Origin of the sequence: Achromobacter sp. Bel (assembly GCF_012928505.1) — a bacterium.
Lineage (GTDB): Bacteria > Pseudomonadota > Gammaproteobacteria > Burkholderiales > Burkholderiaceae_B > Achromobacter.
On sequence record NZ_JABBJN010000093.1, the window covers coordinates 1 to 13,759 of the forward strand.

At 66.4% G+C, this 13,759-nt stretch carries 10 protein-coding genes and 1 pseudogene; 8 read left to right on the top strand and 3 right to left on the bottom strand.

Annotated features, from left to right (window positions below):
- Window positions 1–1,113, top strand: a 1,113-nt coding sequence (locus HG262_RS29760) for a PLP-dependent aminotransferase family protein (RefSeq protein ID WP_169274425.1), incomplete at its 5' end; no start/stop codon positions are given.
- A 24-nt stretch (window positions 1,114–1,137) separates the two neighbouring features.
- Here the strand turns inward: HG262_RS29760 and HG262_RS29765 are convergent.
- Entirely contained in the window at window positions 1,138–2,034 is an 897-nt protein-coding gene (locus HG262_RS29765) for a DUF72 domain-containing protein (RefSeq protein WP_169274426.1), read from the bottom strand.
- 137 nt (window positions 2,035–2,171) lie between these two features.
- Between HG262_RS29765 and HG262_RS29770 the strand changes: the two genes are divergently transcribed.
- From HG262_RS29770 to HG262_RS29800, 7 genes are all read left to right on the top strand, one after another.
- The gene (locus HG262_RS29770) at window positions 2,172–4,286 is read left to right on the top strand and encodes an ATP-dependent helicase (protein WP_169274434.1); all 2,115 of its coding nucleotides are present in this window, start codon (window positions 2,172–2,174) and stop codon (window positions 4,284–4,286) included.
- Window positions 4,287–4,390: 104 nt separating this feature from the next.
- Window positions 4,391–5,419, top strand: coding sequence for a magnesium and cobalt transport protein CorA (locus HG262_RS29775; RefSeq protein ID WP_169274427.1), 1,029 nt, complete (start codon window positions 4,391–4,393; stop codon window positions 5,417–5,419).
- A 104-nt stretch (window positions 5,420–5,523) separates the two neighbouring features.
- Entirely contained in the window at window positions 5,524–6,216 is a 693-nt protein-coding gene (locus HG262_RS29780) for a thermonuclease family protein (protein WP_169274428.1), read from the top strand.
- A 120-nt stretch (window positions 6,217–6,336) separates the two neighbouring features.
- A complete protein-coding gene (locus HG262_RS29785; protein WP_169274429.1) occupies window positions 6,337–8,571 on the top strand; it encodes an ABC transporter substrate-binding protein in 2,235 nt (744 codons plus the stop codon).
- Window positions 8,568–9,545: an ABC transporter permease gene (locus HG262_RS29790; RefSeq protein WP_169274430.1), complete on the top strand. Its 978-nt coding sequence runs from the start codon at window positions 8,568–8,570 to the stop codon at window positions 9,543–9,545. The genes HG262_RS29785 and HG262_RS29790 overlap by 4 nt, the downstream gene beginning before the upstream one ends.
- A gap of 5 nt (window positions 9,546–9,550) precedes the next feature.
- Window positions 9,551–11,059 (top strand): ABC transporter permease, encoded by a 1,509-nt coding sequence (locus HG262_RS29795; RefSeq protein ID WP_169274431.1) that lies wholly within the window; start codon window positions 9,551–9,553, stop codon window positions 11,057–11,059.
- Window positions 11,056–12,756 (top strand): dipeptide ABC transporter ATP-binding protein, encoded by a 1,701-nt coding sequence (locus tag HG262_RS29800; RefSeq protein WP_169274432.1) that lies wholly within the window; start codon window positions 11,056–11,058, stop codon window positions 12,754–12,756. Before HG262_RS29795 ends, HG262_RS29800 begins: the two co-directional genes overlap by 4 nt.
- A gap of 76 nt (window positions 12,757–12,832) precedes the next feature.
- Here the strand turns inward: HG262_RS29800 and HG262_RS29805 are convergent, their stop codons facing one another.
- Both HG262_RS29805 and HG262_RS29810 read right to left on the bottom strand, forming a co-directional pair.
- A complete protein-coding gene (locus HG262_RS29805) occupies window positions 12,833–13,381 on the bottom strand; it encodes a MarR family transcriptional regulator (protein WP_169274433.1) in 549 nt (182 codons plus the stop codon).
- A gap of 28 nt (window positions 13,382–13,409) precedes the next feature.
- A pseudogene (locus HG262_RS29810) lies at window positions 13,410–13,759 on the bottom strand (hypothetical protein); the annotation flags it as partial.

The window sequence follows — 13,759 nt, forward strand, 5'->3', positions numbered from 1 at the left end:
CAATGGGGCGCCTTCATGCCCGGCGTGCCCGATCTGACCGAATTCCCGCACAAGAAATTCGGCCGCATCGTCAGCAGCCTGTGGCGCAACCCGTCGCCTGACCTGCTGACCTACGCCTACGGCGGCGGCCTGCCGGCGCTGCGCGAAGCACTGGCCCAACATCTGGCGCTGACGCGCTCCATCGATTGCGATCCCGAACAGATCATCATCACCGAGGGGTCGCATCAGGCCATTGATCTGACGACCCGCATCCTGGGCGAAGCCGGCGAGACCGCGTGGGTCGAAGACCCGGGTTACTGGGGCGCGCGCACCATCCTGCAGGCCAACGGCCTGCATACCGTGCACCTGCCGGTGGACGAAGAGGGCATGCGCGTGCCGGATGCCGTGGGCACGCCGCCGCGCTTCATCTTCGTCACGCCCTCGCACCAGTATCCGCTGGGCCCGGTCATGTCGCTGACCCGCCGCCGCCAGTTGCTGGCCGTCGCGCGCCAATGCGGCAGCTGGATCATCGAAGACGATTACGACAGCGAATTCCGCTTCTCGGGCCGCCCCATCGCGTCGCTGCTGGGCCTGGAGCCGGATGCGCCCGTCATCTATATGGGTACCTTCAGCAAGACCCTGTACCCGGGCCTGCGCGTGGGGTATCTGGTGTTGCCCAAACCGCTGACCGCGGCGTTCCAGGCGGCGCATGCGGAGCTGTACCGCGAGGGGCATCTGATGACGCACGCGGCGCTGGCGACGTTCATTGCCGAAGGCCATTACGCGGCGCACATCCGCCGGATGCGCATGCTGTACGGCCGGCGCCGCGCGATGCTGGTCAACCTGATTGAACGCCGGCTAGGCCCGGAATGGCTGCACCGCGACGCCAGCATGGCGGGCCTGCATCTGGTGTTGACGATGCCGCCGGACATGGACGACTTGCGCGTGGTGGAGGTGGCGCGCGGCAAAGGCGTGCTGACGCGCGCGCTGTCGCGGTACTACGTGAATCCGGAGGGGCGGCGGCCGGGTCTGCTGCTGGGCTATGCCTGCGTGCCCGAACACGACATCGCGCGCAAATTCGAAGTGCTATTGGAAAGCCTGGCGGAAGTCGCCCGCAAGCCGGCGGCGGCCTGACCGCCCTGCGTCGAAACCGCGGCCTTAGAACGGCAGCAACGCGGACGCGAACGCGGCGGCGTTGCGCATGCCCTGGTCTTCGAAATTGGTGTTGAACACGGCGTGCGCCTGGGCGCTTTGCGTGGCCAGGCGCGAAAAGCGTTCGGCCAGTTCGGCAAGCTCCTGTTCCGTATATTCATATTGGAAGCGCCCCGACGAGGCCGTTCCGGACACGTTCCACGCCGCCGCATTGCGGCCGTGCAGGCGCAGCAGCGCTAGATCGGGATGGGTGCTTTCCCAGACGGCGGGCACTGTATTGTCAAAGCCCTGGGGCGCGTCCACGACCGTATGCACCACGCCCAGGTCGCGTTCGAACGCCAGGGTGTCGGCGGTGGCGGCGGTGGTCTCGAACCAGCTGCGGTGCCGGAACTCTACCGAGATCAAGTGTTCTTCCATGCGCCGAGCGCAATCGGCCACGCGCGCCCGGCCGCGCGCATCGCGCCGGATCCAGGACGGGAACTGGAAATGCACCGCGCCCAGCTTGCCCGGCATCCGCAGGGGCTCCAGCGCCAACTGGTACCGGCGCCAGAGCTCGTCGAGCAGGTCCTTGGGCATCTGGTCGTGATAGATGACCGGGGCCGGCCAGCCGGCCAGCTCGCGGCCAATGTCCGCAGGCAACGCGGCAAGCGGCGTCTGGTGGCCGGTGAACAGCCGGAACGCCTTGATGTTGAAGACGAAATCGTCCGGCGTGCGCTGCGCCCACAGGTAGGTGTTCTCTGCCGAGGGCAGGGCGTAGTAGCTGGAATCCACTTCGGCCATGGGAAAGCGCGACGCATAGAACCGCAGCCGGGCTTCGGCGCTGCGCATGCCGGGCGGGTAGAAGCGCCCGCAGGCCAACAGGGTGGGATCGGTCCAGGAGGCGGTGCCGGTCAGGATGTGCATGAAAGGGGCGGCAGGGGGCAGACGCGGCCGGGGCGGCCACGCTGCTATGATAGCTGGATATATAGACAGTCATTTGGCCCGCGGGCGTGCAGACACTGCGCGCGACGCCGTGGGCCTCCATGCGGCCCCCACGCGTCATGCCCGAACAGAATCCCGCCCCTTCAAACAGCCGCCCCGACCCCCTGGCCGACCTGAACCCCGCCCAGCGCGAAGCCGCCGAATTCGGCGTCAACGGCGCCAGTGACGCGTCCGGCGACGGTGGCCCGCTGCTGGTCATCGCAGGCGCCGGGTCGGGCAAGACCAACACGCTGGCCCACCGGGTGGCTCACCTGATCCTGAATGGCGCCGACCCGCAGCGCATGCTGTTGCTGACCTTTTCGCGCCGCGCGGCCCAGGAAATGGACCGCCGCGTGGGGTCGGTGCTGCAGCGGGTCATGAACCTGCGCGGTTCGCAGCAAGCGCCGTCCCTGCCTTGGGCAGGCACCTTCCACGCCATCGGCGCGCGACTGCTGCGCGATTGCGCGTTGCGCATCGGCTTGTCTGAAGCCTTCACCATCCACGACCGCGGCGACGCCGAAGACCTGATGGGCATGGTCCGGCATGAGCAGGGCCTGTCGTCCACGAAGTCGCGTTTTCCACTGAAGGGCACCTGCCTGGCCATCTATTCGCGCGTGGTCAACAGCCAGACGCCGGTGGCCGATGTGCTGAAGACGTCCTTCCCCTGGTGCGCCCAGTGGGAAGACGAATTGAAGAATCTGTTCCGCGGCTATGTGGCCGCCAAACAGGACCAGCAGGTGCTGGATTACGACGATCTGCTGCTGTATTGGGCCGAAATGATGTCCGACCCCGGCATCGCCGCCGATGTGGGCGCGCGCTTCGACCATGTGCTGGTCGACGAATACCAGGACACCAACCGGCTGCAGTCGGCCATCCTGCTGGCCATGAAGCCGGACGGCCGCGGGCTGACGGTGGTGGGCGACGACGCCCAGTCCATCTATTCCTTCCGCGCCGCCACCGTGCGCAACATCCTGGACTTTCCCAAGCAGTTCCCCCAGCCCGCGCGCGTCATCACGCTGGACCGCAATTACCGCTCGACCCAGCCCATCCTGAACGCCTCCAACGCGGTGATCGGGCTGGCGACGGAGCGTTTCGCCAAAGACCTCTGGACCGACCGCGCCTCGTCGCAACTGCCCGAACTGGTGTCGGTCAGCGATGAGGCGGGACAGGCGCGCTGGGTAGCCGATCAGGTGCTGGCCCAGCGCGAAGGCGGTGCCACGCTGAAGTCGCAGGCCGCGCTGTTCCGCACCGCCAGCCACAGCGCCGCGCTCGAACTGGAATTGACCCGCCGCAATATTCCCTTCGTTAAATTCGGTGGCCTGCGCTTCCTGGAGGCCGCGCACGTGAAGGACCTGCTGTCCCTGTTGCGCTGGGCGGAAAATCCGCGCGGCCGCATGGCGGGTTTCCGGGTGGCGCAGCTGATGCCGGGCATCGGTCCGGCCACGGCCGGCAAGCTGATGGACGCCATGTCCGCGTCCGCCGAGCCCCTGCGGGCGCTGCGCGAATTCAAGCCGGGGGCGGCGGCGCAGGAAGAGTGGGGCGCGTTCGCCGATACCTATGCGGCGCTGTGCGATCCCGGCCTGCGCTGGCCGGCCGATGTGGATCTGGCGCTGCGCTGGTACGCCGGGCAACTTGAACGCTTGTACGACGACGCCAGGGTGCGCAAGACCGATCTGGACCAGTTGGTACGGCTGGCGGCGGGCTACCCCTCGCGCGAACGCTTCCTGACCGAACTGACGCTGGATCCGCCTGACGCCACCAGCGACGAATCCGGCGCGCCTTCGCGCGACGAAGACTACATGATCCTGTCCACCATCCATTCCGCCAAGGGGCAGGAATGGAAGGCCGTCTATGTGCTGAACGTCGTCGACGGCTGCATCCCGTCCGACATGAGCACGGGCACGGCCGAAGAAATCGAAGAAGAGCGCCGGCTGCTGTATGTGGCCATGACCCGCGCCAAGGAACGCCTGCAACTGATCGTGCCGCAACGCTTCTACGTCCATCAGCAGACAGGCATGGGCGACCGCCATGTCTATGGTTCGCGCACGCGCTACATCACGAACGCGATGCTGCCGCTGTTTGACCACCTGCCCAAGCCGCCCGCGCTGACGGATCTGCCGGGCGGCGGCCAGCCCAAGGAACCGCAGGCGCCCAGCATCGACGTGACCAAACGGGTGCGCAGTCTGTTTTCCTAGGGCCTGCGCAGGGCGCCGTCGAGCGTTGGCGGTGCCTCGCCTGGGCTATCATCGGCCGATAGCCATAAGTTGTCCGGTAGGGATCGCATTGCTTGAGGTAGTCCATGTCCGCTGAAGAAAGTTTCGCCGACGCCCACAAGGGCGAGGTGGTTGCGTCGATCGCTTATGTGAACGGGCGGCGCGACCGGGAAGTTCCCATCGACGAGGTCGGGCAGCACATCAGCCGGTACAACAGCCAAGCCCAGGGCCAGCCGCCCGGCATGCTGTGGATCGGCCTGCGCAATCCCACGCCGGAATTGCTGGCCCGGGTCACCGGCGAACTCGGCGCCTGCGGCAAGAACCAGGAAGAGATGCTGGAACCGCATCGGCGCCCAAAGATCATCGACTACGGCAACATGGTCCTCATCGTGACCATCACGGTCGAAGTCGAGGCCGAACGCCCGATCTTCGGCGAGACGCAGCTTTTGATCGGCGACGGCTTCCTGGTCACGGTGCGCCGTGGCGCCACGGCCGCCCACAGTCCCTTGCGCGAACGGTTGGAGGCGTCGCCCGACCTGCTCAAGCGCGGTAGCGACTACGTCGCGTCCGAGGTACTGGACTGGCTGGTCGACCGCTATGTGGCCGCCGCCGGAAAGATCGAAAGCGTGGTCGAAGGGGCCGAACAGAAGCTGCTGATCCGAGGCGCCAAAGATTCGGACATCCGCAGGCTGTACCGCCAGCGCCGCGACCTGCTGCGCATCCACACCGTGGTGTCGCCGATGGCCGAAATCTGCCGCCGCCTGGCACGGGTCGAGATGTCGGCCGTGGACGAGCACGCGCGCCCTTACTTCGGCGAAGTCGCCGACCGCGTGCTGCGCGTGGACGAGCTGTTCAACGCCTTGCGCGAGTCGCTGGCCTTTGCGTTTGAAGCCAGCCTGATGATCGGCCAGGCCGCGCAGAACGACACGACCCGCAAACTGGCGTCTTGGGCGGCCATCCTGGCCGTGCCCACGGCGATCGCGGGCATCTACGGCATGAACTTCGAGTTCATGCCCGAACTGAAGTCGCCGTGGGGCTATCCCGTCACGCTGGGCGTCATCGTGTCGGTCTGTTCCGTCTTGTATTGGCGTTTCCGCAAATCGGGCTGGCTGTAGGGCGATCAGGCGGTAGAACCGGGCGGCCGTTTTCCGCACGCCGGGCGGCCGCAGCCGTCCGGGGTATGGCACACTTCCTGCGTTTCTAACCTGGAGCCTGGCCGGTGCGTGGCAAATCTTCCTTTCGCGGCGGCAGCAAGCTGACCGCCCTGATCGTCGCCCTGATCCTTGCGGCGGCAGGCGCCATCGTCAATTGGCTGCAACCCTCCGGGCGCGACGAATCCCGTCCGCCCGCCGGCGCCGCGACGGCCCCCGGCCAATCCCAGCCCCAATCCCCCTCGCAATCCCGAACACCGTCCGGCCCCGCGCCGGCGGGCGGTGTGCCCCAAGGTAGCTATACGTTGACCGGCACCGTCGTCAACGTGTCCGACGGCGACACCGTCACGCTGCGCGCCCCGGACGGCCAGCGGCGCATCCGCATGGACAGTATCGACGCGCCCGAAGAGGGCCATGGCGCCGACCAGCCGGGGCAACCCTACGCCGAGGCGTCGCGCAAGAACCTGGCCGGCCTGGTGGCAGGCAAGACCCTGACCGCCCAGTGCTACGAGAAAGACCAGTATGGCCGCGACGTCTGCGCCCTGATCCTGGAGGACGGCCGTTCGGCCAACCGCCTGCAGGTGGAATCCGGTTATGCCTGGGCCTACACCGCCAGAAAAGGCGACTACCTGCGCGACAAGGCCATGCCCGACCTCCAGCGCCAGGCCAAGGATGCCGGGCGCGGCCTGTGGGTGCAGCAGGGCGCCATGCAACCCTGGAAATGGCGCTACGACTGCTGGCGCCAACGCCAGTGCGGTTGAGTCGGGCGGCGGTCCGTCGGGTGGCGGCCTGCCTGGCGCGTCCGCTAGGGGGATGCCTGGGTACTGGCTCCGTCCCGCGTTTGCTATTCTCTGTCGCAACGATTTGAAGGGAAGGTTTCCATGCGTGCATTGAAGCGGCTCTGGGCGACGGCCACGCTGCTGTTGCTGGCAGTGGCGGGCTGCTCGCAAGAAAGCCCCATCAACAGCCCGTATCCGTCCGGCGCGGAAAGCCAGAACACGTTCTACTCCGCGTTCACGCAGCGTTCGCCGAAATATCTGGACCCCGCCAGCTCTTATTCCGTCGACGAAACGCCTTATACCTACAACATCTATGAGACGTTGTACGGCTATCACTACCTGAAGCGGCCCTACGAGCTGGTGCCGCGCTCGGCCGAATCCATCGCGCCGCCGGTCTACCTGGACGCCCAGGGCAACACGCTGCCCACCGATGCGCCGGGCGAACAGATCGCTGAAAGCGTCTATGACATCAAGATCCGTCCTGGCGTGCGGTTCCAGCCGCACCCGGCCTTCGCCCGCAAGACCGACGGCAGCTACGACTATTTTCCACTGGCCGCGGGCGAGCTGGACGACAAGTTCTACATTCCCGATTTTCCGCGCACCGGCACGCGCGAGCTCACCGCCGACGATTACGTCTACGCGTTCCGCCGCCTGGCCAGCCCGCGCGTGGTGTCGCCGATCTATTCGGTGATGGCCGACCACGTCCAAGGCATGAAGGAGTACGGCGATCGCCTGCGCCAGCGCGACCGCGATGCGCGGCGCGACTTGCCCGGCGGCAGCACCCCGCCCTGGCTGGACTTGCGCGAAGCCGACGGCTTCACCGGCGTCCAGGCGTTGGACCCGCATACGCTGCGCATCCGGGTCAACGGCAAGTATCCCCAATTCAAGTATTGGCTGGCCATGACGTTCACGGCGCCCATCCCCTGGGAGGCCGACCGCTTCTACAACCAGCCCGGCATGGCTTCGCACGACCTGTCGCTGAACACCTGGCCTGTGGGCACAGGCCCCTACATGCTGGCCGAATCGCTGCCCAACCGCCGCCACGTGCTGGTGCGCAACCCCAATTTCCATGGCGAACCCTACCCTTGCGATGGCGAGCCCGGCGACAAGGCGGCCGGCCTGTTGGCGGATTGCGGCAAGCCCACCCCCTTCATCGACCGAGCCGTCTTCAGCCTGGAAAAGGAAGCCATCCCGCTGATCGGCAAGTTCATGCAAGGCTATTACGACGCGCCGCAGATCGAGCGCGGCGAGTACGGCGTCGCGATGCTGGTCGCCGCCGGCGATAGCCAGGACAAGGCCCGCCAGTACCGCGAGCACGGTATCCGGCTGCCCACGACCGTCGAAACCGCCAACTGGTACATGGGTTTCAATTGGCTGGACCCCGTCGTGGGCAAGGGCGATACGCCCGAGCAGGCGGAAAAGAACCGCAAGCTGCGCCAGGCCATCAGCATCGTGTTCGATTGGGAAGAGTACGTGGCCGTGTTTGAGAACAGCCAGGCATCGGTGGCCCAAGGGCCGGTGCCCCCGGGCGTGCTGGGTTACCGCGAACCGCCCGAAGGCGTGAACCCCGTTGTGTACGACCTGGTCGACGGCAAGCCCGTGCGCAAGTCCGTGGATGTCGCCCGTCGCCTGCTGGCCGAAGCCGGCTATCCCGATGGCCGCAACGCCAAGACCGGGGCGCCGCTCGTGCTGTATTACGACGCCATGCAGGGCGGCGGGTCGAATCCGCAATTCGACTGGATGCGCCGCCAGATGAACAAGATTGGCGTGCAACTGGACTTGCGCTCTACCGATTACAACCGCTTCCAGGACAAGATGACCCGCGGCGCGGCGCAGATCTTCCTGTGGGGCTGGAACGCCGACTACCCCGACGCCGAGAATTTCCTGTTCCTGCTGTACGGCCCCAACGCCAAGGCCAAGGGGGGCGGCGAGAACGCGGCCAACTACGACAGCCCCGAATTCAACAAGCTGTTCGAGCAGATGAAGTTCCTGGACGACGGCCCGGAAAAGGAAAAGCTGATCGCCAGGATGGTGGAGATCGTCCAGCGCGACGCGCCGTGGATGTTCGGCTTCTTCCCGATGTCGGGCGGCGCCTACCAGCAATGGGTCGGCAACGCCAAGCCCACGCAGATGGTGCGCAACACGCTCCAGTACTTGAAGCTGGACCCCGCGTTGCGGCAGCAGAAGATCGACGAATGGAATTTCCCAAGGTGGTGGCCGATCGGCCTGTTCGTGCTGCTGCTGGCCTTGGCGATCTGGCCGTCGTATATCGCGCTCAAGCGCCGCGAACGCCAGACGGCCTTTGGACCGGGCGTCCGTAAGGAGCATCAATCATGATCGGCTACGTGATCCGCCGGCTGCTGTATGGCGTGCTGATTCTGATCGGCGTGAACCTCTTCACCTTCATCCTGTTCTTTGCGGTCAACACGCCCGACGACATGGCGCGCCTGGCCATCGGCGGACAGCGCGCCAGCCAGGACGCGGTGGAAAAATGGAAAGTCGAGCGCGGTTACGACAAACCGCTGTTCTTCAACGCGAAAGCCGATGGGGCGGCCCAACTGACCGATACCGTCTTCTACCAGCGCTCAGTGCCCTTGCTGGTGATGGAGTTCGGCGCGTCCGACAGCGGCCGCGATATCGGCCGCGAGATCAAGACCCGGATGGGCCCCAGCCTGGCGCTGGCGGTGCCGACCTTCATCCTGGGGCTTTTTGTCAGCATCGTCTTTTCGTTGACGCTGGTGTATTTCCGGGCGACGCGGCTGGATTTCTGGGGTGTGGTGGTGTGCGTGCTGCTGTTATCGATCTCCAGCCTGTTCTACATCATCGCGGGCCAATGGGTGTTCGCCAAGCTCATGCGCCTGGTGCCGTTCTCGGGCTTTGCGGGAGGGCTCGACGTCGTCAAGTTCCTGGCGCTGCCGGTGCTGGTGGCGATCGTGTCGCGGCTGGGGCCCGAGGCGCGCTTCTACCGTACCTTGTTCCTGGAAGAAATCGGCAAGGACTACGTGCGCACCGCGCGCGCCAAGGGGCTGGCCGAACGCGTGGTGCTGTTCCGGCACGTGCTGCGCAACGCCATGCTGCCGATCCTGACCAGCACGGTCGCCGCCTTGCCGCTGCTGTTCATGGGCAGCCTGATCGCGGAATCGTTCTTCGGCATTCCTGGCCTGGGCAGCTACACCATCGACGCCATCAATGCGCAGGACTTTTCCGTCGTGCGCGCCATGGTGTTCCTGGGCGCCGCGCTCTACATCGTGGGGCTGATCCTGGCCGATATTTCCTACACGCTGGCTGATCCCCGCGTCCGTTTCGAGTAGCCGCCATGCCAAAGATCGTCTTCTTGTGGACTGATGTCGCGCTCTGGCTGATGGCGCTGAGCGCATTGGCCTACGTATGGCACGTGCGCCGCAGCCCGAACTTGCGTGCGACCTGGGGGCGCGTGGCGCGCGACACGCCGGCCATGTGTTCGGCCGTGGTCCTGGTCGCGTTCAGCGTGGTGGGCCTGCTGGACTCCGTGCATTACCGCCCGCTGCTTGCGCCCGTGCCGGGCGCCGCGGCCGATGCGCCGCCGGTCTACGCGCCCGTCGTCAAATCGGCGCTGGACGGGCTGCTGTCGGGCACCGTGCTGACCCGCCCCGAGAAGAACTACTCGCAGCCGCTGGCGGCGAACCTGTTCCTGAAGGAAACCATGGTGGTCGATGGCAAACCGGTGCGGGACTATCCGCGCTTGCGCGGCGCGGCCACGCACCTGGCCGACGTCGATAAGGAATACGCGAGCGATGTCCTCAAGCGTCTGGCGTTCGGCCTGGCGGCCGGCTTTGGCGTGGCGTTGCTGGCGGCGGCCATCCTGTATGCGTGCCTGGCGCGGCACGCCGGTTCGGCATCCGAGGCGGCGGGCCAGTTGCTGGGCGGCCAATCGGATATCCCTTGGCGCGCGATGACGGTCACATTTACGCTGTTGTGCCTGACGGCCGGCGCGCTGGCGGGGCTGTCCAGCGGCTATCACGCGCTGGGCACCGACCGCATCGGCAATGACGTGCTGTGGCAGGCGCTTAAAAGCATCCGTACGGCGCTGGTGATCGGCAGCCTGACCACCATCGCCATGCTGCCGCCCGCCATCGTCTTCGGTATCGCAGCGGGCTACTTCAAGGGCAAGGTCGACGACGCGATCCAGTATCTGTACACCACCATCACCTCGATCCCCGGCGTGCTGCTGGTGGCGGCGTGCGCGCTGATGATGCAGGTCTACATCGACAACCATGCCGATCTGTTCGATACGTCGGTGGCCCGCGCGGACCTGCGGCTGTTCCTGCTTTGCATGATCCTCGGCCTGACCGGCTGGGCCGGGCTTTGCCGCCTGCTGCGCGCGGAAACGCTCAAGCTGCGAGAGCTGGAATACGTTCAGGCCGCACGCGCGTTCGGCGTCTCGCACTGGCGCATCATGACGCGCCACCTGCTGCCCAATGTGGCGCATCTGGTGCTGATCACCGTGGTGTTGGAATTCTCGGGCCTGGTGCTCTACGAAGCCGTGCTGTCGTATCTTGGCATCGGCGTGGATCCCAGCATGAATTCCTTTGGCTCCATGATCAATGGCGCCCGGCTGGAAATGTCGCGCGACCCGATGATCTGGTGGAGCCTGATGACCGCTTTCATGTTCATGCTGGCGCTGGTGCTGGCGGCCAACCTGTTCGCCGATGCCGTGCGCGATGCCTTCGATCCGCGCACGCGCCGCTACAAGCCCAGCCGCATGGCGCGCCTGGGCGGTCTGCTGGGTCGCCGTCCGGCGCTGGCCGCCGAGCCGCGTGCGTCCAAATCGGGAGAAGCGCCATGAGCCACGACGCGCCTTTGCTCGATGTGCAGGGCCTCGATGTGGACATCGCCGGCGAAAGCGGCATGACGCACGCGGTCAAGCGCCTGCAACTGGCTATTTCCCAACGGCAGACCTTTGCGCTGGTCGGCGAATCCGGATGCGGCAAGAGCATGACGGCGCTGGCGTTGTTGCGCCTGTTGCCCGACGCCGGCCGCATTGTCGGCGGGCAGATCGAGCTGGACGGCGAAGACCTGAACCGCTTGCCCGAAAGCGCCATGCGCGGCGTGCGGGGGGGGCGGATCGGCATCATCTTCCAGGAACCGTCCACCAGCCTGAACCCGGTCATGCGGGTGGGCGACCAGATCATCGAAACGCTGACGGCGCATACGCCCCTGCGCGGCGCCGCGGCGCGCGCCCGGGCAGTGGACTGGCTGCGGCGGGTGGGCATTCCGGAGCCCGAGCGGCGGGTGGACGACTATCCGTTCCAATTCTCCGGCGGGCAGAAGCAGCGCGTGATGATCGCCATCGCGTTGGCGGCCGAGCCCCTGCTGCTGATCGCGGACGAGCCGACGACCGCGCTGGACGTCACGGTGCAGGCGCAAGTCCTGGACCTGCTGGCGGATATCCAGCGGGAAATGGGCATGGCCGTGCTGCTCATCACGCACGATCTGGCGGTGGTGAAGAACGTGGCGCATCACGTGGCGCTCATGCGCGGCGGAGAAATCGTCGAAAGCGCCAGCGCCGAGGCGTTTTTTCGCGCGCCCAAACACCCCTACGCCCGCCAATTGTTCGAGGCCATTCCCACATTTGAAAAGCGCGGCGTTCCACTGACGGCGCAGCGCCGCCAGGCTATTGCGCGAGACGTCGCCGCGCCGGCAGGCAAGCACGCGGCGCGCCAGACCGGCAACGTGGTGCTGGACGTGCAAGACCTCAAAGTGCATTACCCCGTGCGCAAAGGCCCGCTGCGCCGGATCGTGTCTTGGGTCAAGGCGGTCGACGGCGTGACCTTCTCGCTGCGGGCGGGCGAAACGCTGGCCCTGCTGGGCGAATCGGGTTGTGGCAAGACGACGACCGGCAAGGCGCTGCTGCGCCTGATCGAGGGGGCGCGGATTTCCGGCCGGGCAATGCTGCAGGGCAAGGACGCGCTGTCGGCCGACCGCCGCACGCTGCGCGACTTGCGCCAGGACATCCAGATCGTGTTCCAGGACCCTTACGCGTCGCTGGATCCGCGCATGCGGGTGGGCGACATCCTGGACGAAGGCCTGGCCTCCTTGCGCCGCGGCATGGGCAGGCAAGCGCGCGCCGCGCATGCGGCGCAATTGATCGAGCGGGTGGGCTTGCCGGTTGATACGCTGACGCGCTATCCGCACGAATTTTCGGGTGGACAGCGCCAACGCATTGCGATTGCGCGGGCGTTGGCGGTCGAACCCAAAGTGCTGATCTGCGACGAACCCACGTCCGCGCTGGACGTTTCCGTCCAGGCTCAGATCCTGGACCTGCTGCGCGAGCTGCAGGACGAACTGGGCATCGCCTACCTGTTCATCACGCACAATTTCGGCGTGGTCGAATACCTGGCGGACCGGATCGCCGTCATGGACGGCGGACGCATCATCGAACTAGGGCAGGCCGATGCCGTGCTGCATGCGCCGCAGCAGGACCTGACGCGCCGGTTGCTGGCAGCGGTCCCCCGGCTGCAGTTCGGTACGCCGCCCGGCTGAATCGCATGAAAAACACGCCCTGATCTGCCAGGATCAGGGCGTGCGGGACAGTCAGCGTATCGCGCGAGGATCGGGGTTAGTGATCGTCGTGGTGCGCGCTGCGCGTTTCCAGCCAAACCAGCGTGTCGTGCCTCAAGGTGCGCACGCATTGCGCCAAGAAGGCATGCACCGTTTCCAATTCGGTCGTGTCGTAGCGTCGCGCCATGAGCATTACCGCGTCGGCGATCCACTGCCGTTCCTGGGACAGGTGCTGGCATTGTTCCTCGACCGGCCGGATCACGATCATCCGGCGATCCAGCGGGTGGCGGCCGCGCTGCACATAGCCAGCCGCCTCCAGCCGGTTGATCAAGGCGGTCGCGCCGCCGGAGCTGATGCCCATCAACTGGGCGAGTTGCCCGGTGGGCAGGGCATCGAACTCCATCACCAGTTCCAGCGCCTTCAGATCCGCCAGGGGGATCCCCAGCTTTTCCGCCAGCGCCGACTGGCACGCGGCGTTGTACACCGAGAACTGCCGACCCAGCATCAGGGCGATATCGTCAAGCATTCCCGGGCGCAGGTCACTCGTGCGAGATTCAGGCATCACGGTCACATGCTCATGGTGAACGATGGTTTCTTGTTGCAGCATGATGTCGCTCCCTTGCGGATGTGGTGGTTTACTTCTTGGCCGACAGGCCGCCCAGCACGCCACCCAACAGGCCGCCGTTCGTGGCGCCGCCCGTCGTTGACGAACCGGTCACGCCGCCCGTCACCCCGCCCAGCAAACCGCCCAGCAAGCCGCCGTTGGGCGTGCCTGCACCGGCTGCGCCGCCTGCACTGGCGCCTGCACTGGCACCCGTGCCCGTCGTCGCGCCGACCGAGACGCCGCCGACCACGCCGCCCAGCAAACCGCCCAACAGGCCGCCGTTGCTTGCGCCACCCGATGTGCCGCCTGTCGTGCCGCCCGTGGTGCCGCCCGTGGTGCCGCCCGTCACGCCGCCCAGCAGGCCGCCCAGCAAGCCGCCGT

Coding starts and splice junctions, on each gene's coding strand:
- HG262_RS29795 (WP_169274431.1), top strand. CDS start 9,551: ATGCCAAAGATCGTCTTCTTGTGGACTGATGTCGCGCTCTGGCTGATG.
- HG262_RS29790 (WP_169274430.1), top strand. CDS start 8,568: ATGATCGGCTACGTGATCCGCCGGCTGCTGTATGGCGTGCTGATTCTG.
- HG262_RS29785 (WP_169274429.1), top strand. CDS start 6,337: ATGCGTGCATTGAAGCGGCTCTGGGCGACGGCCACGCTGCTGTTGCTG.
- HG262_RS29800 (WP_169274432.1), top strand. CDS start 11,056: ATGAGCCACGACGCGCCTTTGCTCGATGTGCAGGGCCTCGATGTGGAC.
- HG262_RS29765 (WP_169274426.1), bottom strand. CDS start 2,034: ATGCACATCCTGACCGGCACCGCCTCCTGGACCGATCCCACCCTGTTG.
- HG262_RS29805 (WP_169274433.1), bottom strand. CDS start 13,381: ATGCTGCAACAAGAAACCATCGTTCACCATGAGCATGTGACCGTGATG.
- HG262_RS29775 (WP_169274427.1), top strand. CDS start 4,391: ATGTCCGCTGAAGAAAGTTTCGCCGACGCCCACAAGGGCGAGGTGGTT.
- HG262_RS29770 (WP_169274434.1), top strand. CDS start 2,172: ATGCCCGAACAGAATCCCGCCCCTTCAAACAGCCGCCCCGACCCCCTG.